20 protein-coding genes are annotated in these 21,333 nt (G+C 62.1%); 7 read left to right on the top strand and 13 right to left on the bottom strand.

Translation table 11 applies throughout. From position 1 onward, the window contains the following. Nucleotides 1–124 precede the first annotated feature (124 nt). The 4 genes from KGA88_RS21395 to KGA88_RS21380 are packed head-to-tail and all read right to left on the bottom strand — an operon-like array spanning nucleotide 125 to nucleotide 4,365. Nucleotides 125–1,249: an agmatine/peptidylarginine deiminase gene (locus KGA88_RS21395; RefSeq protein WP_223594149.1), complete on the bottom strand. Its 1,125-nt coding sequence runs from the start codon at nucleotides 1,247–1,249 to the stop codon at nucleotides 125–127. A gap of 48 nt (nucleotides 1,250–1,297) precedes the next feature. Then, entirely contained in the window at nucleotides 1,298–2,398 is a 1,101-nt protein-coding gene (locus KGA88_RS21390) for an extracellular solute-binding protein (protein ID WP_223594147.1), read from the bottom strand. A 1-nt stretch (nucleotide 2,399) separates the two neighbouring features. Further along, nucleotides 2,400–3,308 (bottom strand): N-carbamoylputrescine amidase, encoded by a 909-nt coding sequence (gene aguB / locus KGA88_RS21385; RefSeq protein ID WP_110659317.1) that lies wholly within the window; start codon nucleotides 3,306–3,308, stop codon nucleotides 2,400–2,402. Nucleotides 3,309–3,312: 4 nt separating this feature from the next. Continuing rightward, the gene (locus KGA88_RS21380; protein WP_223594145.1) at nucleotides 3,313–4,365 is read right to left on the bottom strand and encodes an agmatine deiminase family protein; all 1,053 of its coding nucleotides are present in this window, start codon (nucleotides 4,363–4,365) and stop codon (nucleotides 3,313–3,315) included. Nucleotides 4,366–4,499: 134 nt separating this feature from the next. Here KGA88_RS21380 and KGA88_RS21375 point away from each other — a divergent pair, with 134 nt between their 5' ends. Next, nucleotides 4,500–5,360, top strand: a complete 861-nt coding sequence (locus KGA88_RS21375) for a LysR substrate-binding domain-containing protein (RefSeq protein ID WP_223594143.1) — start codon at nucleotides 4,500–4,502, stop codon at nucleotides 5,358–5,360. Here the strand turns inward: KGA88_RS21375 and KGA88_RS21370 are convergent, their stop codons facing one another. Continuing rightward, a complete protein-coding gene (locus KGA88_RS21370) occupies nucleotides 5,361–5,750 on the bottom strand; it encodes a c-type cytochrome (RefSeq protein ID WP_223594141.1) in 390 nt (129 codons plus the stop codon). Nucleotides 5,751–5,958: 208 nt separating this feature from the next. Beyond that, nucleotides 5,959–6,888 carry a Ppx/GppA family phosphatase gene (locus KGA88_RS21365; RefSeq protein ID WP_223594139.1) on the bottom strand — a complete coding sequence of 310 codons (930 nt, stop codon included), beginning with the start codon at nucleotides 6,886–6,888 and terminating at the stop codon, nucleotides 5,959–5,961. Nucleotides 6,889–7,065: 177 nt separating this feature from the next. Here KGA88_RS21365 and ppk2 point away from each other — a divergent pair, with 177 nt between their 5' ends. Further along, complete coding sequence (gene ppk2, locus KGA88_RS21360; RefSeq protein ID WP_223594137.1) at nucleotides 7,066–7,983, top strand: polyphosphate kinase 2; 918 nt, start codon at nucleotides 7,066–7,068, stop codon at nucleotides 7,981–7,983. 273 nt (nucleotides 7,984–8,256) lie between these two features. Here the strand turns inward: ppk2 and KGA88_RS21355 are convergent, their stop codons facing one another. Together KGA88_RS21355 and KGA88_RS21350 are read right to left on the bottom strand one after the other, a co-directional pair. Continuing rightward, entirely contained in the window at nucleotides 8,257–8,595 is a 339-nt protein-coding gene (locus KGA88_RS21355) for a hypothetical protein (RefSeq protein ID WP_223594135.1), read from the bottom strand. Between the two features lie 59 nt (nucleotides 8,596–8,654). Next, complete coding sequence (locus KGA88_RS21350) at nucleotides 8,655–9,317, bottom strand: ATPase (RefSeq protein ID WP_223594133.1); 663 nt, start codon at nucleotides 9,315–9,317, stop codon at nucleotides 8,655–8,657. A 212-nt stretch (nucleotides 9,318–9,529) separates the two neighbouring features. Here KGA88_RS21350 and KGA88_RS21345 point away from each other — a divergent pair, with 212 nt between their 5' ends. After that, nucleotides 9,530–9,835, top strand: a complete 306-nt coding sequence (locus KGA88_RS21345) for an NIPSNAP family protein (RefSeq protein WP_056723739.1) — start codon at nucleotides 9,530–9,532, stop codon at nucleotides 9,833–9,835. Here the strand turns inward: KGA88_RS21345 and KGA88_RS21340 are convergent. The 5 genes from KGA88_RS21340 to speB form a co-directional block, all read right to left on the bottom strand. After that, a complete protein-coding gene (locus KGA88_RS21340; RefSeq protein WP_223594130.1) occupies nucleotides 9,813–10,307 on the bottom strand; it encodes a GNAT family N-acetyltransferase in 495 nt (164 codons plus the stop codon). The genes KGA88_RS21345 and KGA88_RS21340 overlap by 23 nt on opposite strands. 201 nt (nucleotides 10,308–10,508) lie before the next feature. After that, nucleotides 10,509–12,197, bottom strand: coding sequence for a choline dehydrogenase (gene betA, locus KGA88_RS21335; protein WP_223594127.1), 1,689 nt, complete (start codon nucleotides 12,195–12,197; stop codon nucleotides 10,509–10,511). Between the two features lie 2 nt (nucleotides 12,198–12,199). After that, nucleotides 12,200–13,774: a purine-cytosine permease family protein gene (locus tag KGA88_RS21330; protein WP_223594124.1), complete on the bottom strand. Its 1,575-nt coding sequence runs from the start codon at nucleotides 13,772–13,774 to the stop codon at nucleotides 12,200–12,202. 219 nt (nucleotides 13,775–13,993) lie between these two features. After that, the gene (locus KGA88_RS21325; protein WP_223594122.1) at nucleotides 13,994–15,505 is read right to left on the bottom strand and encodes an aldehyde dehydrogenase family protein; all 1,512 of its coding nucleotides are present in this window, start codon (nucleotides 15,503–15,505) and stop codon (nucleotides 13,994–13,996) included. Between the two features lie 53 nt (nucleotides 15,506–15,558). Next, nucleotides 15,559–16,560, bottom strand: coding sequence for an agmatinase (gene speB, locus KGA88_RS21320; protein WP_095151590.1), 1,002 nt, complete (start codon nucleotides 16,558–16,560; stop codon nucleotides 15,559–15,561). A gap of 151 nt (nucleotides 16,561–16,711) precedes the next feature. Between speB and KGA88_RS21315 the strand changes: the two genes are divergently transcribed. The 4 genes from KGA88_RS21315 to glyA all read left to right on the top strand — a co-directional run bounded on the left by KGA88_RS21315 (nucleotide 16,712) and on the right by glyA (nucleotide 21,254). Then, nucleotides 16,712–17,626, top strand: coding sequence for a LysR family transcriptional regulator (locus KGA88_RS21315; RefSeq protein ID WP_223594116.1), 915 nt, complete (start codon nucleotides 16,712–16,714; stop codon nucleotides 17,624–17,626). 69 nt (nucleotides 17,627–17,695) lie between these two features. Further along, nucleotides 17,696–19,204: a sigma-54-dependent transcriptional regulator gene (locus KGA88_RS21310; protein ID WP_110660514.1), complete on the top strand. Its 1,509-nt coding sequence runs from the start codon at nucleotides 17,696–17,698 to the stop codon at nucleotides 19,202–19,204. Between the two features lie 379 nt (nucleotides 19,205–19,583). Continuing rightward, a complete protein-coding gene (gene gcvH, locus KGA88_RS21300) occupies nucleotides 19,584–19,967 on the top strand; it encodes a glycine cleavage system protein GcvH (RefSeq protein WP_223594114.1) in 384 nt (127 codons plus the stop codon). 30 nt (nucleotides 19,968–19,997) lie between these two features. After that, on the top strand, nucleotides 19,998–21,254 hold the full coding sequence (gene glyA / locus KGA88_RS21295) for a serine hydroxymethyltransferase (RefSeq protein WP_223594112.1): 1,257 nt from the start codon (nucleotides 19,998–20,000) through the stop codon (nucleotides 21,252–21,254). Nucleotides 21,255–21,333: the final 79 nt, after the last annotated feature.

The following is a 21,333-nucleotide window of genomic DNA, read 5'->3' as shown; positions in this document are numbered from 1 at the left end:
TGTAGGAGCGAGCCTGCTCGCGATGGGCGTTAACGAAAACGCGTGCTTGCTGGATAAACGCGGCGTTCTTGAGTCCATCGCGAGCGGGCTCGCTCCTACAGGTTTTGTGTAACGTCTGGAATCCTCACACCAGCGGCTGGTGACTGGTCACGCAGTGAATCCCGCCCCCGCCCGCGGAGATCGCGTCGATGTTGAGCTGCACCACTTCGCGGTCCGGGTAGAGCTCGGACAGCAGGTCGAAGGCCTTGGCATCCGCTTCCTTGTCGCCGAATTCCGGTGCGATGATCGCGCCATTGATCACGAAGTAGTTGATGTAGCCGGCGGCGAAGTCCGGGTTGTCCTTGCTGAACCGGCTGTTGCGCGGGTTGAGCGGCGGCGACAGGGTATGCACCTGCAATTTGCGGCCATCGGCATCGGTGGCGTTTTCGAGGATCTGCAGGTGGGCGCGAGTGACCTTGAAGTCGTAGGACTCGGGGTCGTTGTCGAGGTTGGCGATGACCACGCCGGGCTTGATGAAGCGTGCATAGAAGTCGACGTGGGCGTCGGTGATGTCCTTGCCCTTGATGCCTGGCAGCCAGATTATTTTGCGCAGCCCCAGGCGTTCCTTCAGCTCTGCTTCGACCTCGGCTTTGCTCCAGTCGGGATTGCGGTTGCGGTTGATCCAGCTGCTTTCGGTCATGATCCCGGTGCCGTGGCCATCCACTTCGATGGCACCGCCCTCGCCGACCAGCTCGCTGCGCAGGTATTGCGCCTTGGCATTTTTGGCGACCAGCGCCGCCAGTTGCGCATCGTCCGCATGCTGCTGTTTGTTGCCCCAGCCGTTGAAGTTGAAGTCCACGGCGCCGAGGCCGCCGCTGCCATCGACGACAAAGTTGGCGCCGATGTCGCGCATCCAGATGTCGTCCAGCTCGGCGATCACGAAGGTGGTGTTGCGACTGCCGCATTTGGTTTCGGCCAGGCGCCGTTCGCTCTGGCGACAGAACACGGTGACCGGCTCGTATTCGGCAATGGTACGGGCGATCAGGCCCAGGGCGTCTTGCACGTGGGGCGTGAAATCTTCCCAGATCGCGTCCTGCGCCCCGAAGGCAATGAAGGCCCGCTGGTGTTTATCACCTTCATCGGGCATGTACCCCTTGCCTTGGCTGGCCGCTCGCGCCGGCATGGACCCGAAGCCCAATCCCATGGACGCCACCGCGCCCAATCCGGCGACGACTGATACCTGCTTGATGAATGTTCGACGTGTCGGCATGTATTTTCCTGAAATCCGGGTTTGGCCGGCCCGCGGGCCGGCCGGTGATCATTTGACCGTTGCGGTCTTGAACTTGGTCCAGGTGCGCATGCGTGCCCGCATGTCGGCCTGGGGAATGTCCTTGCCGGGAATCAACCGCGCGTAGGTGGCTTCATCGAGGTAGATGTCCGGGTTGTTGCGCATCGCCGCATCGACGTCCGGCCGCGCCTTGGCGTTGGAGGTCGGGTAGCCGGTGAAGTTGCTGATGGCCGCCATGTTTTGCGGGCGCATGACGAAGTTGATGAAAGCGTAGGCGTATTCCGGGTGACGGGCGTCGACGGGAATGGCCATGGTGTCCATCCACACCGTGGTGCCTTCACGGGGGATGCGGTAGTGGAAGGTGGTTTTCTTGCCGGCGCTGTCAGACGTGCGCTGCGCCTGGGTCATGTCGCCGCTGTAGCCCAGGGACATGCACAGGTTGCCGTTGACCAGGTCGGTCACCGGTTGCGACTGGAACTTGCGGATGTATGGCCGCATCTTCATCAGCATGTCACTGGCCGCCGCCAGGTCCGCCGGTTTGGCGCTGCGCGGATCGCGGCCGAGGTAGTTGAGCACCACCGCCAGCACTTCGTCCGGCGAGTCGATCATCGAGATGCCGCAGTCGGCGAACTTCGCCGCCAGTTCCGGTTTGAACAGCATGTCCAGGCTGTTGACCGGCGCGTCCGGCGCACGCTGGGCGATCTGCTCGGCGTTGTAGGTCAGGCCGATGGTGCCCCAGGTGTACGGGACCGTGGCTTTGCTCGAATGCTCATAGTGCGAGCGCAGTTTCTGCAATCCGGGCTCGACGTCGGCCAAAGCAGTGATTTTGGACTGGTCCAGCGGTTGCAGGCTGCCAGCGCGCATCAGGCGTTCGGCCACGGTGTCACCGGGGAAGATCAGGTCGTAGCCGCTGCCGCCAGCGAGCATTTTTGCCTCAAGGGTTTCACTGCCGTCCATGACGTCGTAGATCACCTTGATCCCGGTTTCGGCGGTGAACTTGCTCAGGGTGTCTTCGGCAAAATAGTCGGCCCAGTTGTACAGCCGCAGGGTTTTCTCCTCGGCGTGCAACGCCGGCACCGCACAGCTCAACGCCAGCCCCATAGCCAGGCACCGCTTGTTGATCGTGTTCATGTCACACCCCTTGGGTTGCCCAGCGTGAGTGGATCTGGCGACCGTCCTGGGTCAGCAAGGCGCCGTACATGTCCGGACGGCGATCGCGATAGATGCCCCAGGTCAGGCGGTCTTCGCGCATGGCCGCCAGGTCCAGGCTGTGCACCAGCACGCCGGTGCTGTCGCGGTCGGCTTCGGCGAGCAATTTACCCTTGTGGTTGCAGATGAACGACGAGCCGTAGAAGTTCATTTGCAGGGTCGGATCGGTGGTCGCCGCTTCTCGGCCGACACGGTTGGCCGCGACCACCGGCAGCAGGTTGGCGGCGGCGTGACCGCGCATGGTCATCTGCCAGTGATCGCGCGAGTCGAGGGTGGCACAGCCGGGCTCGGAGCCGATGGCGGTCGGGAACAGCAGCACTTCGGCGCCCATCAAGGCCAGGCAGCGCGCGGTTTCCGGGAACCACTGGTCCCAGCAGATGCCCAGGCCGATGCGCCCGAACGCGGTGTCCCAGACCCGGAAACCGCTGTCGCCGGGGCTGAAGTACTCCTTCTCCTGATAGCCGATGGCGTTGGGGATGTGGGTCTTGCGGTACACGCCCAACAGACGGCCATCGGCGTCGGCCACGCTCAACGAATTGAAGTAGGCGTTGCCGGCTTTCTCGTACCAGCTCAGCGGCAGTACCACGCCGAGTTCCTTGGCCAGCGCAGCGAAGCGCTTGAGCACGTGACTGTCGCGATACTCCTCGGCCAGCGCCAGGTGTTTGTGGTGTTGCTCGATGCAGAAATACGGCGTGGCGAACAGTTCCTGCAACAGGATCACCTGCGCGCCCTTGGCCGCGGCCTCGCGGACCAATTGCTCGGCCTCGTCGAGGTTGTGTTTGAGGTCCCAGGTGCAAGGCATCTGGGTGGTGGCGATAGTCAGCAGCGTCATGGCATCAACCCCGCACCGGCCAGGCCGGCTGTTGCTGGGTGATGCAATGCACACCGCCGCCGCCATGGGCCAGATGGTTGATCCGCACCGGCACCACTTCACGCCCCGGGAATGCCTGCGCCAACACTTCGGCGGCAACGTTATCGGCGTCGATGCCATAGGCCGGCATGATGATCGCGCCGTTGGCGATGTAGAAATTGGTGTAGGAGGCGCAGAACACTTCGGTCTCGGTGTCCACCGCATCACTGGCCTCATAAAGCTCGATCAGCTCGAACTTGCGGCCCTGGGCGTCGGTGGCCAGCTCCAGGGCGCGGCGGTTCTCGCGGGCCACTTCGGCGTACACCGATTGCTTGTCGTGGGTGGCGTCCACCAGCAGCACGCCGGGACGGGCAAAGGCGCACACGCCATCGACGTGGCCGTCGGTCATGTCACCGGTCACGTAGTCCGGATCGCCCGGCAACCAGATGGTTTTCTTCACACCGAGCAGGCGGGTGAAGATCTCTTCGATCTCGGCCTTGGTTACGCCCGGGTTGCGGTTGGGGTTGAGCAATACCGATTCGGTGGTGATCAGCGTGCCTTCGCCGTCCACGTGAATGGCGCCGCCCTCGTTGCTCAGCGCCGTGCCGAAACACTCCAGGCCCAGGTGGTTGAGCGCGCGGCGGGCCAGGCTCTCGTCCAGATCGTGGGCCGACTTGCCGCCCCACGCATTGAAGCGCCAGCTCACACCGGCCAGGCCTTGCTGCGGGTGGCAGACGAAGCTCGGGCCGGAGTCGCGGCACCAGCTGTCGTTGACCGCCAGTTCGATCAGCTCGATGTTCGGCCCGCACAACGCCTTGGCGCTGGCGACGGCTGAAGGGTCGACCACCAGTTTCACCGGTTCGAAGCGGGCAATGGCGTTGGCCACCCGGGCGAAGTCCTCTTGAACCTGTGGCAGGGTCACACGCCAGCCGGACTCCCACAGGGCCTTGTTGTGCGGCCAGACCATCCAGGTGGCGGCGTGGGTGACCCACTCGGCCGGCATCATCCAACCACTGTTTTGAATTTCGTTCTGCTGCATGACAAGTACCTCTGAGTTAAGTCATTGTGTTCAATGAAAACGGCCTTGGCGGTCTTGGCATGCATGCTACGACTGGTAAAACGGGCAAACAAACGATGGATTTTGCAGGCAACTGATTAGAGGAGCTTATCGATATGCTCAAACACTGGCCGCCCCTGAGTACCCTGCGCGGCTTCGAAGCCGCCGCCCGGCTGGGCAGTTTTCACAAGGCCGCCGACGAGTTGCACCTCACCCAGTCGGCGATCAGCCAACAGATCCGCAGCCTTGAGGCGTACCTGGAACAACCGCTGTTCCATCGCAGCGGGCGCAGCGTCAGCCTCACCGATGCCGGTCACGACTTGCTCAGCACCACCCAGGCGTTGTTGCAGCAATTGGCGGTAGGGATTCGCCGGTTGGGGCAGTACCAGAAACCCAATCAACTGGTGCTCAACACCACGCCGGCCTTCGCCCGGCACTGGTTGTTGCCGCGCCTGGGGGATTTCCGGCGCCAGCATCCGCAGGTCGACCTGTGGATGTTCAGCACCGATGAAGTGCCGGACATGACCAGCCAGACCATCGACCTGGCGGTGCGCGACGACATCAGTTCCCAGGCCGAATGCAGCTTCAAGGTGCTGCACGCCGACCGCCTCTACCCGGCCTGCCATCCAAGCCTGCTGGCCGTACCGGTTGAGCAGCGCACCACCCTGCATGGCGAGCGGGAAATGGACTGGAGCCACTGGGCGGTGGAATCGGGAATTGATGTGGGGCAGATGGATCAGGGGCTGAATTTTTCCGATCCGGGTTTACTGCTGGACGCGGCCTGCATGGGGCTCGGCATTGCGCTGGTCAGCCAGTTGCTGAGTCGTCAGGCGCGGGCCACCGGGCTGTTGCAGCCGATGGTGGAGCAAACCATCCGTGGCCCGAACTGGGCACTGCTGACCCACCGTGACAGCGAGAACATCCCGATGGCGCGGGCCTTTACCGAATGGCTGGTCGACAACCTTGCCAGCGAGTGATTACTGCGCCGGAAAAGTTTGCAGATAGGCCAACAGGTCTTCGATCTTTTCCGGATCGCTGAGCCCCCAGAAAATCATGCGGGTACCAGGGACGACTTTCTTTGGTGCTTCGAGATAGGCGATCAGGGTGTCGCGGTCCCAGACCAGGTTGGCGGATTTCATCGCATCGGAATACACGTAGTCCGTGGTGACGGCAGAGTGGCGACCGATCACGCCATTGAGCTGCGGGCCGAAAAAGGCGCGAGCCGACTCGCCGATCTGATGGCAGCCACTGCAGAGGCGCTTGAACACTTTCTCCCCGGCCTGGGCATCGCCTGCTGCAAGGGTGGGCATGCTGAACAGGCCAGCGCTGAGCGCCAGGGCGAGGGGCAGTGCTGCGATGTTCTTCATGTTCCGTTTCCAGTCTGGCGATGCCGGGTATTGGAACATGCAGGCCGGGGAGATCCCAAATCCCTTGTAGGAGCTGGCTTGCCAGCGATAATCGTTAACGATAACGCGTAAGAACTGGATAAACGCGGCGCACGTGAGTCCATCGCCGGCAAGCCGGCTCCTACAGTTTCCCGGGAATGCCGGCCTGCTGGATGATCTTGCGGGGATTTCAGTGTTTGCTCATCAATCCATGCAGCACGCCGAACCGCAGACCCGGTTCCGACGCAATCATATGCGTGATCCCGAACACCTTGAACGCCGCGAGCATCACCACCAGGCCGCCGGGCAAAATGCTCAGGCGATGGGTGGGCAGGCCCGCCAGCTTGAGATGTTTCACATGTTTGACTTCCAGCAGGCGCAATGACAGGCGCAACAGGCCGCCGTAGGTGATGCCGCTCTGGTCGTCATCATTCAAGCCGTTGGCCTTGAGCACCTTGGCCAGCATCCGCGCCGTCCCGGAAGAGCCGATCGCCTGCTGCCAGCCCATGGCGCGATAGCGGCGGGCAATGCGTTCGAACTGCACCGTCGCCGCGCGCTCTGCCTCCAGCAGCGCTTGGGCGACGATCCGTCCGCCATGGAAGTAATGTGCGCCGAAGGTGCCGCTGCCAATGGCAATGCTTTCGGTGACCAGCAACTGGTCGCCACGGCCGATGATCATTTCCGTGGAGCCACCGCCGATATCCACCACCAGCCGCGTGCTTTGCGCCGGCAAGGTGTGGGCCACGCCGGCGTAGACCAGTTGTGCCTCTTCGTGACCGGAAATGACGTCGATGCGAAAGCCCAGGTGGCGTTCGGCACTGGCCAGGAACAACGGCGCATTGTCTGCTTCGCGCACGGCACTGGTGGCCACCGCCCGCACGCGCCCGGCCTCGAAACCGCGCAACTTCTTGCCGAACCGCGCCAGCGCCTGCCAGCCACGGTCCAGCGCCAACTCATCGAGCGCCCCGCCCTGCAGGCCTTCGGCCAGACGCACCGGTTCGCGCAAGGTCTTCACCTCCTGGATGACCATCTGCTGGTTGCGCCTCACCGACTGGCCAATCATCAGGCGGAACGCATTGGAGCCCAGGTCGATGGCGGCAAACAGCGGGGCGTCTTTCATACGGGGTTCCTTGCACATTCATCTGCCGGCAGGCTGGCGGCCTACCGGGCACTCGAGACGGATTGCGAGGATGTTGCCATGGCTTCGATGACACCCAGATGACACCAGTGGCCATCACCAATTCGTAACAAACTGTGACCAGGATCGGCTGTGCCACCCACGACCCGAGTGCTCACCATGCTTTCCAATCAGGACACCTTGATCCAGCGCATCCACCGCGAGCTGCTCGATATCAGTGACGAAGAGCTGGAACTGGAATTATCGGAAGACGGACACAACCTGGACGCCCTGTTCGATGAACACATCGAGGATGGCAGCGAGAAAGAAGCCCGACGCCGCTACTTCGCCGAACTGTTTCGCCTGCAAGGCGAACTGGTGAAATTGCAGAGTTGGGTGGTCAAGACCGGGCACAAGGTGGTGATCCTGTTCGAAGGTCGCGATGCCGCCGGCAAGGGTGGCGTGATCAAGCGCATCACCCAGCGCCTCAACCCCCGGGTCTGCCGGGTCGCCGCCCTGCCCGCGCCCAATGACCGCGAACGCACGCAGTGGTATTTCCAGCGCTACGTTTCGCACTTGCCCGCCGCCGGGGAAATCGTGCTGTTCGACCGCAGCTGGTACAACCGCGCCGGGGTCGAAAAGGTCATGGGGTTCTGCAATGACGACCAGTACGAAGAGTTCTTCCGCACCGTGCCGGAATTCGAGCGCATGCTCGCCCGCTCCGGCATCCAGCTGATCAAGTACTGGTTCTCGATTTCCGACCAGGAACAGAACCTGCGCTTTCTCAGCCGCATTCACGACCCGCTCAAGCAGTGGAAACTCAGCCCCATGGACCTGGAGTCGCGCCGCCGCTGGGAGGCCTACACCAAGGCCAAGGAAATCATGCTCGAGCGCACCCACATCGCCGAAGCGCCATGGTGGGTGGTGCAGGCTGACGACAAGAAGAAGGCGCGGCTCAACTGCATTCATCACCTGCTGAACCAGATGCCGTATGAAGAAGTCGAGTTGCCGGTGATCGAATTGCCCCAGCGCGAGCGCCAGAAAGACTATTCACGGGGGCCCGTACCGCAGGAAATCATCGTGCCGGAGGTTTACTGACTCGACACAAGATTTGTGGTGAGGGGGCTTGCCCCCGTTCGGCTGCGCAGCAGTCGTATATGCCCGAAGATTGCTGGGGTCGCTTCGCAACCCAACGGGGGCAAGCCCCCTCGCCACAGTTAATCACTCGCAGCAGGATTTTCGGCATCCTGATGAATGACCATCAAGCCGTCATCGAATCGTCATGAAGCGGGTGCCATACTCAGGTCATCCAATGCGTGCTTTAACTTTCTGCTGCCTTTCCCGGCGGCTTTTTTTTGCCTGAAATCCGCCTTACAAACATTCCTGCGCCGCACGCTCGAACGTCGACGGCACGAACGCCGAGGCCAGCAGCTTGCGCTCGTACAGGAACACCTTGCCGCCGTTCGAGGCCTTGTAGGTTTCCAGTACGTTGTCCGCCGCCACTTTGCTTGATACGACAATCCGGTAGCTGCGCTGGGTCTGCGACACCGTCGGCGCCAGTGCATCGTGCTGCAACTTCGGCACCACGCAATGGGTGTATTCCTCGGGCGACTTGCTGGTCTGCAAGGTCATCGTCGGGTCGTTCGGCGTGGCGCAACCGGACAGCAGCAGCGAAGCGATTGCCAGAGTCGGGGTGAAAAAAGTGCGCATCAATCAGGTCCTGGAAAAAAATCGTTGGCTTGCCCGCCATTCAATGGATGTCGGGACAGTTAATTTGTAGCTGCGGTCAATCCGGCGGATACCAGTGCCTTCAACGACGCATCGAACTGTTTCAACGCGGTCAGTTGCAGGTCGCGTTGCTGCTCGATCTGCGCGGCAATCTCGGGGGCTGCCTTGTCATGCACCCACACCGACGGCAGTTGTTTTGCCACCGCGCCTTCGGCCTTGCCGATGTACTGCAGGCTGGCGTCGTAGAACCGCGCGGCGAAACGCGCCTCGACCCGGTCGTTGCGCTGGGTCAGCAACTGGTTGTGGGTATCGAGCATCACCACTACATCGGGATGCGCCTGCACCAGCGCATCGAGGTTGTCGTAGACCGTCACCGACAGAAAAGTCTTGTGCAGCGAACTCACCAGCCAGTCGATGGCCAGTTGCGGATCGGAGCTGTCGACAAAGGCCTGGCGAATCCGCGCATCCAGTGCGTTTTTCGCGCCATTCACGGCCACCGAGTGGTATTGCTCAAGGTATTGCAGGTTTTCCACGGTGTTTTCGCTGTAGAGCACCCCGACCGTCTGCCCGTATTGCAATCCGCCCTGGCTCGCCATGATGGGCGGCAGATGGCAGGCGCGTGCGTCCTCGGCGTAGGCCGATGCGGTGGATGCAACACTGCCCAGCAACAGGGCAATCACAGCCAGTCGGGTCAAGATTTTCATCGCGCAGGTTCCTTGAGCAGCGTGTTCAATGCTGGCAATTTTCCGCCTTTGCGCAGAAAACAGAACTTGCGATTCTTGATGGTGACTATTGACTGAACCAATAGTGCATCTGGCGCAAACTTACCGGTCGATGTCGAACAAGCGGCTGTGCCGGGCGCCCACGGTTCATTACAGTGGCGTCTGCACTCAAAACCCGATCAAGGAATGGAACAATGGTGACCTGCTACCTGAAATACGTGCTCGATCCCTACCAGCTCGAAGCCTTCGAGCACTACGGCAAGTTGTGGATTCCCCTGGTGGAAAAATTCGGCGGCCAGCACCACGGCTACTTCTTGCCTTCGGAGGGCGCCAACAACATCGCCCTGGCGCTGTTCACCTTCCCGAGCCTGGCGGCGTACGAGCATTACCGACAGCAGTCGATGAATGATCCGGAGTGCATCGCGGCGTTCAAATACGCCGAAGAGAAGAAATTCATCCTCAGCTACGAGCGTTCATTCATGCGTCCGGTGTTTGGCTGACAGGATCGCTGGGGCAGTCTTTTTTCAGATCCAGGCAGTAGGTGTAGTAACCAGGGTCGCGCACCCAGCCCAGGGATTCATACAGGCGCTGGGCGGTGAAGTTGTCGGTGGCGGTTTCCAGGGTCATGCCTTTGCCGCCGGCCAGCTTCGCAAAATCCCGGGCGGTGTTCATCAGCAGCGTGCCGACGCCTTTGCCCCGGGCGGCGGGTGTGCTGAACAGGTCACCGAGCAGCCAGGTACGGTGGGCGTCGATCGAGGAAAAGGTTGGGAACAGTTGGACGAAGCCGAGGTTTTCACCGTCGCTGTCCTGGGCAAGGAAAATCACCGACTCGTCCCGGGCAAGTCGCTCGGCGATGAAGGCGCGCGATTGCGCCAGGTTCGACGGCTGCTCGTAGAACATCCGGTAGGCGTCAAACAAAGGGGTGATCTGGTCGATATGCGATGCGTCGGCGCGCAGGGCCTGAATAGCCATGAGGGTGCTCCATTGCGGTCTCAAGGAATTACAGACTAGCAATGACGAAGGACCAGCGACGGATAATTTGTCCCGACGAAGATCAACTGTAGGAGCCGGCTTGCTGGCGAACCAGTCGGCGCGGTGTGTCAGGCCGGCCGCCATCGCTGCGATGCGGCGACCCGACCAGCCAGCTCCTACAGGGGTGTTGGTGTGTTTCAGTCAAACGCGCACGTTACGCCCTGGCAAGGAGCTACGCTGGCTGCTTTCCCAGCCTTCGACCAACCCCACCGGCACATCCGCTGATGGCAGCATCTGCACGCCACGCACCAGATCGGACGCCCGCTCGGCGAGCATGATGGTCGGTGCATTGAGGTTGCCGTTCGGCTCGGTCGGGAACACCGAGGAGTCGATCACCCGCAGGCCGGCGATGCCGCGTACGCGCAATTCGGAATCGACCACCGCCATGTCGTCCTCGCCCATGCGGCATGAACCGCACGGATGGTAGGTGCTTTCCAGGTTGTCACGGACGAAGGCGTCGAGATCTTCATCACTGGTCACCTGCGCGCCCGGGGCGATTTCGCCGTCGCGGAAGCGGTCCATGGCTTTCTGGCCAATGATCTCGCGGGTCAGGCGAATGCAGCGGCGGAAACCTTCGCGGTCCTCTTCGCGCTCCAGGTAGTTGAAGCGGATTTCTGGATGCTCGTACGGGTCGGCCGAACGCACGCGCACATAACCACGGCTTTTCGGTTTGTTCGGCCCGGTCAGCACCATGAAACCGTGGCCCTTGATCGGTTTGTTGCCGTCGTAGCGCATCGCTGCCGGCAGGAAGTGAAACTGGATGTCCGGCCAGCGCAGGCCCTTCTCGGAACGGATGAACCCACCGGCCTCGAAATGGTTGGTGGCGCCCAGGCCGTCCTTGAACAGCAGCCAGCGCAGACCGATCATCAGCTTGCTCAGCGGATCCATCTTGCTGTTGAGGGTAACCGGTTCCTTGCAGCCAAACTGGATGTACACCTCGGCGTGATCCTGCAGGTTCTCCCCTACCCCCGGCAGGTCATGGCGTACGCCGATCCCGGCCTTGCGCAGGACGTCCGCCGGGCCGATGCCCGAGCGTTGCAGCAGGTGCGGCGAACCGATAGGCCCGGATGAGATCAGCACTTCGCGGTTGCAATACACCTGGTGGGTCTGGCCGCCGTGGTCATACATGACCCCCACCGCACGCTTGCCTTCGAGGATGACCTGACGGGTCATCGCGTGGGTGATCACCGTCAGGTTCGGACGGCCCATGGCCGGGCGCAGATAGGCGTTGGCGGTTGAGCAACGCACACCGTTTTTCACGGTCATGTGCATGGCGCCAAAACCTTCCTGCATGTAGCCGTTGCAGTCTTCGGTCTTGATGTAGCCCGCCTCCGCGCCAGCTTCGACCCAGGCGCCGTACAGCGGGTTTTTCATGTGGTTGCCGTTGGTGGTGTGCAGCGGCCCGGTCTGCCCGCGGTAGCTGTCGCCACCCGACTCGTAACTCTCGGCGCGCTTGAAGTACGGCAGGCAGTTGCGATAGCCCCAGCCTTCGGCACCCAGGGATTCCCACTCGTCGAAGTCCAGCGCGTGGCCACGGATGTACACCAGGCCGTTGATCGACGAGGAGCCGCCCAGCACCTTGCCCCGTGGGCAGTGAATGCGTCGGCCGTTGAGGTGGGTCTCCGGCTCGGTTTCGTAGCGCCAGTTGTATTTCTTGGTGTTCATCGGGATCGAGAATGCGCTCGGCATCTGGATCACTACACTCTTGTCACTGCCGCCGAATTCCAGGACCAGCACCGAGGTGGCCGGGTCTTCGCTCAGGCGGTTGGCCAACACACAACCTGCCGAGCCAGCGCCAATGATGATGTAGTCGTATTTTTGCGTAATCATGGTCATCTCCCGACCGTCGATTCAGTGAATACCGGCTGTGGCTGCTGTTTGTGGGTCAGCGTGTCGCCGGTGGTGTATTGCGGGGAGTTTTTCTCGATCTGCTGGATCACCACTTCTTCTTGCTTGAGGTCGATCGAACGGCTCAGCCAGTAGTACGCCAGGCCTGACACGATCAGCCCGACCAGCCAGGCGATGTCGATGCTGCCCAGCGCCTTGGCGAGCGGGCCGACATACACTTCGCGCTGTTCAACGCCGTCGAAGATGTAGAAGAACGGGATCATCGAGATAAAGCCGATGGCATAGGCGGCGATACCGCGCAGTCCCCAGCTGCCATAGATGTTGCCGTGGGGCATGAAGAAGTGCGGGATGGCGTAGCGGCCCTTGCGCACGAAGAAGTAGTCGGTGAGGTTGACCGAGGTCCAGGGCACCAGAAAGTACAGCATCACCACCAGGTAGATCCCCAGCACCGACAGGCCTTTGCCGGAACTCTGGATACTCAGGGCCACGCCCAGTTGCAGCAGGATCACGAAGCCGATGGCCAGGATGCGCGCCCTGCGGGTGGGTTCGATGTGCTTGATCGAGTCGACGCAGGTCAGCGTGGTCAGCTTGGCGCTGTAGATGTTCATCGCGATCACCGGCAGGAACGCCAGGATGGTGACGACCACCACCGCCGTGCCCACCAGCGGCGACACGGTGTTGCCAACTTGCCCGAGGGCCACCAGCACGTCAGTGGAGTGCAGGTGATCGGCCAGCCAGCCACCCACGGAGATCATCCATGCACCGGACAACGAGGCACCGAGGAACACCACGGCGATCAGCTTGCCGCTGGAGGTATTTTTCGGCAGGTAGCGCGAGTAGTCCGACACATAAGGCGCGTAAGCGATGTTGTAGCTGGCGGCCGCCGCAAACTGCGCGATGAAACCGGTCCAGTTGAAACCCAGCGGCTCACGGGCCACTTCGCCTTCCGCGAGTGCCGGCAGCACTGCATCCGGCACCCAGCCCATCACCACCGCCATGGTCACCAGGCCATACAGCGGCAACGACAGGAACAGCGCCCATTTGAAGCTGCGGTGCATCCAGTCATGGCCGAGAATCGCCAGCACCGCCGCCGGTATGGTCACCGCCACCGCGATCACCGCGGGGTTGAAGCCGAACAACGTGTGCAGCCCCTGCATCATCAACACCAGGTTGACGATGTTGAAGCCGGCGAACACGAACAGCGTCGCCAGCAGCACCAGGATCACCCCGCGATAACCGAACTGCGCACGGGACTGGATCATCTGCGGCAGGCCAAGGTGCGGGCCCTGGGAGCCGTGAAATGCCATGAACAGCGTGCCGAACATGATGCCCAGCGTGCCGGCCAGGGTGGTCCACAGCGCGGTCAGGCCGACGCTCGGGCCGACGAAGCCGATGGTCATGGTGAAGAAGGTGAAATTGCCGAGGAACCAGAACGGGCCCTGGCTCGACAGTTTGTCGGTGCGCTCGCTCTCGGGGATGAAGTCGATCGAATGCGCCTCGACGACGGATTTTTCGTCGAGGCTGGACACGCTCGTGGCGGACTTGGCGTTAGTGTTCATGATGGACTCTTATTGTTGGAAGATCATGACGAGATAACCGCGTTCTTTCGGGTGAACGACTCCCCTGTGGCGAGGGAGCTTGCTCCCGTTGGACTGCGCAGCAGTCCCATTTTCAGGGCCGCTTCGCGCCCCAGCGGGAGCAAGCTCCCTCGCCACAAGTTCAGTGTTGCCCATGCCTACCTGGCGTTGTTGCAGATGCGTTTTGATTGTGGGAGCGCGTCAGCTTGGCAGCGTGATCCACACCGCCTTGGTTTCGAGCAGGTAGTCGAGCTGCTCGGCGCCCAGGTCCTTGCCGAATCCGGACTGCTTGTAGCCACCGAACGGCATCGACGGGTCGAGGGTGCCGTGGGCGTTGACGTAGACCGAGCCTGCTTTCAAGCGCGGAATCAGGCTGTGCACCTTGCCCAGGTCGTTGGAATACAGTGCCGCGGCCAGCCCGTAAGGCGAGTCGTTGGCCAGGGCCAGTGCATCCTCTTCATCGTCGAAGGGTGCGGTGACCAGCACCGGGCCGAAGATTTCTTCCTGGACAATGCGCATGTCGTTGCGGCAGTTGGCGAAGATGGTCGGCTCGACGAAGAAGCCAGGGCCATCGATCGGTTGGCCGCCGTAGACCAGTTCGGCGCCTTCGGCCTTGCCGGTCTCGATGTACTCGGTCACGCGCTGCTTCTGCAGGGCCGAGACCAGCGGGCCGATGAAGCAGTCCGGGTCCAGGCCCGGGGCCATTTTCAGGGTGCGTGTGTAGGCGATCAGTTCACGCAGGAATTCGTCGTAGACGCTGCTATGAATATAGGCCCGTGTACCGGCGTCGCATACCTGCCCGGAGTTGAAAAACACGCCGTTGGCGACCGCTTGGGCAGCGGCCGGGATGTCGGCATCGGCGCAGACGATGACCGGTGATTTACCACCGAGCTCGAGGGTCAGGCGCTTCATGTCATCCAGCGCTGCGCGGCCGACGGTCTGGCCGACCGGGGTCGAGCCGGTGAAGGTCAGTTTATCGATGCCCGGGTGGGTGGCCATGGCCGCGCCGACCACGCTACCGCGCCCGGTGACGATGTTGATCACGCCGTCGGGAATGCCCGCTTCCTGCACCAGCTCGGCGAAACGCAGGGCCGACAGCGAAGTCAGTTCGGCGGGCTTGACCACCACGGTGCAACCGGTCGCCAGCGCCGCGCCGAGCTTCCAGGCCATAGTCTGCAGCGGGAAGTTCCACGGCACGATGGCGCCGACCACGCCCACCGCTTCCTTGCGGGTATAGGCCAGGTAGTTGCCCGGCAGCGAAGGTTCGACAGTGCGGCCGTGCAGCTTGGTGGCCCAGCCGGCGAAATAACGCAGGGTATCCACGGTGCCCTGGATGTCCACGTCCTTGGCGAAGGCAACCGATTTGCCCATGTCGATCGATTCGATTTCCGCCAGTTCAGCAGCGTTCTGTTCGATCAGGTCGGCCAGGCGTTGCATCATGCGCTCGCGCTCGGCCGGTTTGGCCTGGCGCCAGGCGCCGCCGTCGAACTGGGCGCGTGCGGCTTGCACGGCGCGGTCCAGGTCGTCAGTGGTGCCCATGGGAATGCGGGTGATCAGGCCTTCGGTCGAGGGTTCGATGACATCGGAGGTTTCACCGTTGCTGGATTCGACCCAGGCGCCACCGATGAACATTTTCTGGACCTTGCTGAGGAAGGTCTGGGTGGCTTCGCTGACGCCGAATTTTTGCAGGTAACTTTTGACGATCGTGTCCATTTTTACTCTCTCTGCCCGGCAGTCAGAGCCTGCCGGGTCACTGGTTTCGATGATCAGGCTGATGCGGTTTCGCTCTCGGCGGCCGCCCGCACCTTGCCCCGCTCGTGGAAGATGAAACCGATGCTGTTGAGCAACAGTTGCGCGGCGAGGATCGAGGTCATGCCGGTCGGGTCGTACACCGGCGCCACTTCCACCAGGTCCATGCCGACGATGTTGCCTTTGCTGCGCTTGGCCAGGGCCTGGATGATTTCCAGCACTTCGTAGTAGAGGAAGCCGCCGTGGCTCGGGGTGCCGGTGCCGGGGGCGATGGACGGGTCGAAACCGTCGATGTCGATGGTGATGTAGTAGTTGATGTTCTGCGGGATCAGCGCCAGCACACCCTCGACGCCAAGGCGACGCACGTCACGCACCGAGAGGATTTTCGAGCCGGCTTCATGGGCCGCTTCGTAGTCGTCGCGGTTGGACGACGAAACGTTGCGGATGCCCATCTGGGTCATGCCGACAATGTGGTTCATTTCCGAGGCACGACGCAGCGGGTTGCCGTGGCCGTAGCGCACGCCGTGGCGTTCGTCGACGAAATCCAGGTGTGCATCGAAGTGAATGATGTGGATCGGACCGCGGCCTTCGAAGGCCTTGATCACTGGCGCATGCACCGAGTGATCGCCGCCGAGCACCACCGGCATCACGCCGGCGTCGAGGATCTTGCGCACGGCGTATTCGGTGTTCTTGTTACTGGTGACCATGTCGGTGTGGACGATGTCGGCATCACCGACGTCGACCATGCGCACGTCCGATGCGGTGAGGTACATCACGTCATCTTCGTGGTCGTAGGCGCCGGCGTGGCCGAAGGAAAACAGCGTCGATGCTTCACGAATCCCGCGTGGTCCGAAGCGTGCGCCGGAGCGCCACTGGGTGCCCATGTCGTTGGGCACGCCGAGCACCGCGACGTCGGCATCCAGTGCATCCCAGTCGGTGCACACCGGGGATTTGCCAAAGGTGCAATGACCCACGAATGGCAGGTTCAGGCGACCGGATTCATAACCGTTGTTCGACATTTCTAGCCTCTCCACTTCTTGTTATCGGCTTGACGGACTGCAAGGCGACCGCCGTTGGAAAGACTATGGGCGCAGGTTTTCGTGGAAAAAATGCTAAACATCAGATACTCATATCGGCATTCCCGATGCATCCACGTGCCGGAGGTGCCAGATGATCCAGCTGCACGATGTCGACCTGAAACTGCTCAGGGTGTTTGCCACGATTGTCCGCTGCGGGGGGTTCTCGGCCGCTCAGGCGGCGCTCAATGCCGGGCAGTCGACCATCAGCGAACAGATGACCCACCTGGAAACCCGTCTCGGGGTCAAACTCTGCCAGCGCGGGCGCAGCGGCTTTCGCCTGACCGAACAGGGCGTGGCGATTCACGAAGCCACCCAGCGCCTGCTGTCGGCGGTGGAGAATTTCTGCATGGACGCCGACGTGCTCAAGCAGCACATCAGCGGCAAGCTCAACCTGGGGATCATCGACACGACGATCACCGACCCCGATTCGCCGATCCCGCGCACCACCCAGCGCTTCGTTTCACGGGGCCATGACGTGCACCTGAACGTGTACGTCGGCACCCCGGCGGAACTCGAAGAACGGGTGCTCGACGGTCGCTTGCACCTGGCCATCGGACACTTCCCGATCCATGTGCCGGGCCTGCTGCAATCACCGCTGTATCAGGAAGCCCTGGGCTTGTATTGCGGGCGGCGTCACCCGTTGTACGGCAGCCACGCCGAAGGTGAGGAACTGCTCGAAGAAGTCGCTGCGGGGCGCATCGTCGTGCGTGGCTACATGCAGCAATACGACCTCGAACACTTGGGCGTGAGCAAGGCGGCGGCCACCGTGGACAACATCGAAGCCACGGCGATCCTGATCATTTCCGGCGCCTACCTGGGCTTCCTGCCTGAGCACTTCGCCGCCCAGTGGGTCAAGAGCGGCGAGATGCACCAGTTGGCCCCCGGGAGTCTGCGTCTGAAATCGCCTTTCGACGTGATCACCCGGCGCGGCACGGCACCGCCGCCGATCCTCCAGGCGTTCCTCGAGGACCTGGCCGCCAGCGCCCGTAAAACCGCCAAGCCGTGATGTGACGCTCGCCAAATTCAAAATTTGCCGGGCATACTGATTTTAGTTCGCCAACCTTGCAGGCCCGTCATGCGCATCCACGTCACCTTCATCGACCGCGTCGGCATCACCCAGGAAGTGCTGGCCCTGCTCGGTGGACGCAGTTTCAACCTGGACGCGGTGGAGATGGTCCCGCCGAACGTTTACATCGACGCCCCGACCCTTGGCGCCGAGGTGCTGGAGGAGCTGCGCGAAGCGCTTTTCGACGTGCGCGGCGTGCAAGCGGTGACCATGGTCGACATCCTTCCGGGGCAACGCCGGCGCCTGCAACTGGACGCGTTGCTGGCCGCCAGTTCCGACCCGGTGCTGGCGGTGGATGACCGAGGTCATGTGCTGCTGGCCAACCCGGCACTGATCGCCCTGTGCGGTCGCGAACCGGCCGGTGAATCGCTGACCGCGCTGTTCGACGATGCCGATTTGCAACGCACCTTGATCGCTCACCATTTCCGCTTGCCGATGCACGAGGTCAGCCTCGGCGGCCAGACCTTGCTCCTCGACGCGATGCCGATCACCGACGCCGGCGCCCTGCTCACCCTGTATCAACCGAACCGCATTGGCGAACGCCTGTCGGCGTTGCATCACGACCATGCCGAAGGCTTCGATGCGCTGCTCGGCGAATCGCCGCCGATCCGCGCACTCAAGGCCCGTGCACAACGGGTGGCGGCCCTCGATGCGCCGTTGTTGATCCAGGGTGAAACCGGCACCGGCAAGGAGCTGGTGGCCCGCGCCTGCCATGCCATCAGCCCACGGCACGACGCACCGTTCCTGGCCCTGAACTGCGCGGCACTGCCGGAGAGCCTGGCCGAAAGCGAGCTGTTCGGCTACGCCCCCGGCGCCTTCACCGGCGCGCAACGGGGCGGCAAGCTCGGCCTGCTGGAGCTGGCGGATCAGGGCACGGTGTTCCTCGATGAAGTGGGGGAAATGTCGCCGTACCTGCAAGCCAAATTGCTGCGTTTCTTGAGCGATGGTTGCTTCCGTCGGGTCGGTGGCGACAAAGAGGTCCGGGTCAACGTGCGGGTACTCAGCGCCACCCACCGCGACCTGGAAAAAATGGTCGCCGAAGGGCGTTTCCGTGAAGACCTGTTCTACCGCCTCAACGTGCTCAACCTGCAAGTGCCGCCACTGCGCGAGCGCGGCCACGACATCCTGCTGATGGCCAATCACTTCATGCAACAGGCCTGCGCGCAGATCCAGCGACCGCCGTGCCGTTTGGCCCCGAGCACCTTCAGCGCCCTGCTCGGCAACCGCTGGCCGGGCAACGTGCGGCAACTGCAGAACGTGATCTTTCGCGCGGCGGCGATTTGCGAAAACCCGCTGGTGGACATCGATGACCTGGACATCGCCCGCACGGCGGTGGAGCGGCAGAACGACGGCGAAGTCGGCAGCCTGGAAGAGGCTGTGGGCGACTTCGAGAGGAACCTGCTGGAACAGCTGTATCGCAGCTATCCGTCCAGTCGGTTGCTGGCGGCGCGGTTGCAGACGTCCCATAGCGCGATTGCGATTCGCCTGCGCAAGTACGGGATTCCCACCAAACCCTGAACCTGGCTCGGAAAAAATGTGGGAGCGGGCTTGCTCGCGAAAGCGTCGTGTCAGACAACATCGACGGTGAATGACACACCGCATTCGCGAGCAAGCCCGCTCCCACAGGGGATCAGTGTTGTTGCCGGGCCAACTGTCTTCAAATCGATACAGCGTAGCGAAATCAAGACAAAACCTTTCCCTCCCGCATTTACGGCGTCTGCGCCCACAGCCCTGCCCGCCTGTATTGATTTCAATACGCATGAAATCTGTCGCACTGAATAAAATCACTTCAAGTCATTGATTTATAACAAATAAAAAACATTGGCACCGCCCTTGCTATTACTCCTCCAACCCCGCTCGTCGCCCCGCCACGAGCGCAAAACAATAAGGAGTTGATATGAGCGAATTGCGTTTCACCGTCGATCACGAATGGTTGCGCCTTGAGAGCAATGGCCTGGTCACCGTCGGCATCACGGCGTTTGCCCAGCAGGCGCTGGGGGATGTGGTGTTTGTTCAGGTGCCGGAACTGGGCGCCTTCGATGCAGGCGCTGAAGTGTCGGTGCTGGAATCAGTGAAAGCCGCCAGCAGTATCGGCATGCCGCTGGACGGTGAAGTGGTCGAGGTCAACGGGACGCTCGAGAGCAGCCCGGAACTGGTCAACGAAGACCCCTTGGGCGAAGGCTGGTTCTTTCGCTTCAAACCGGTCGACATCGAGGCGCTCAGCGATCTACTCGATCAAGACGCCTATGAACGCCTGACCGCAGAACACGCCGACGCTTGAAGCCCACCCCTTCCACACAAGGACCACACCATGTTCAGCAAGCACGACCAGATCAAAGGCTATGACGACGAACTGCTGGCGGCGATGAACGCCGAGGATGCGCGGCAGGAACACCATATCGAACTGATCGCCTCGGAAAACTACACCAGCCAACGGGTGATGGAAGCACAAGGCAGCGGCCTGACCAACAAGTACGCCGAAGGCTATCCGGGCAAGCGTTACTACGGCGGCTGCGAGCACGTCGACGTGGTCGAGCAACTGGCCATCGACCGCGCCAAACAGCTGTTCGGCGCCGACTACGCCAACGTCCAGCCGCACTCCGGCAGCCAGGCCAACGCGGCGGTTTATCTGGCCCTGCTGCAAGCCGGCGACACCGTGCTGGGCATGAGCCTGGCCCATGGCGGGCACCTGACCCACGGCGCCAAGGTGAGTTTTTCCGGCAAGCTCTACAACGCCGTGCAGTACGGCATCGACACCCGCACCGGCCTGATCGACTACGACGAAGTCGAACGCCTGGCGGTCGAGCACAAACCGAAGATGATCATCGCCGGCTTCTCGGCCTATTCGAAGACCCTGGATTTCCCGCGCTTCCGCCAGATCGCCGACAAGGTCGGTGCGTATTTCTTCGTCGACATGGCCCACGTCGCCGGGCTGGTGGCCACGGGTCTGTACCCCAATCCCCTGCCCTACGCCGATGTGGTCACCACCACCACGCACAAGACCCTGCGCGGCCCGCGTGGCGGTTTGATTCTGGCCAAGGCCAATGCGGAGCTGGAGAAGAAGCTCAACGCCGCGGTATTCCCCGGTGGTCAGGGCGGCCCGCTGATGCACGTGATCGCCGCCAAGGCCGTGTGCTTCAAGGAAGCGCTGGAGCCAGGCTTCAAGACCTATCAGGCGCAGGTGATCCGCAATGCCCAGGCCATGGCGCAGGTTTTTATCGAGCGCGGTTACGACGTGGTGTCCGGCGGTACCGACAACCATCTGTTCCTGGTCAGCCTGATCCGCCAGGGCCTGACCGGCAAGGATGCCGACGCTGCTCTCGGGCGTGCCGGCATCACCGTGAACAAGAACGCGGTACCCAATGACCCGCAGTCACCGTTCGTGACCTCGGGCTTGCGCATCGGCACGCCGGCGATCACCAGCCGTGGCTTCAAGGAAGCGCAAAGCATTGCCCTGGCCGGCTGGATTTGCGACATCCTCGATCACCTCGGCGATGCCGACATCAAGGCCAATGTCGCACGACAAGCGGCCGCCCTGTGCGCCGACTTCCCGGTCTACCGCGATTGAACCCACAACACAAACCCCCTTGTGGGAGCGGGCTTGCTCGCGAAGGCGGTGTGTCAGTCAATATTGATGTCGACTGACA

This window comes from Pseudomonas sp. A-R-19 (assembly GCF_019956575.1).
GTDB lineage: Bacteria > Pseudomonadota > Gammaproteobacteria > Pseudomonadales > Pseudomonadaceae > Aquipseudomonas.
This window is presented reverse-complemented; position numbering and strand designations above follow the sequence as displayed.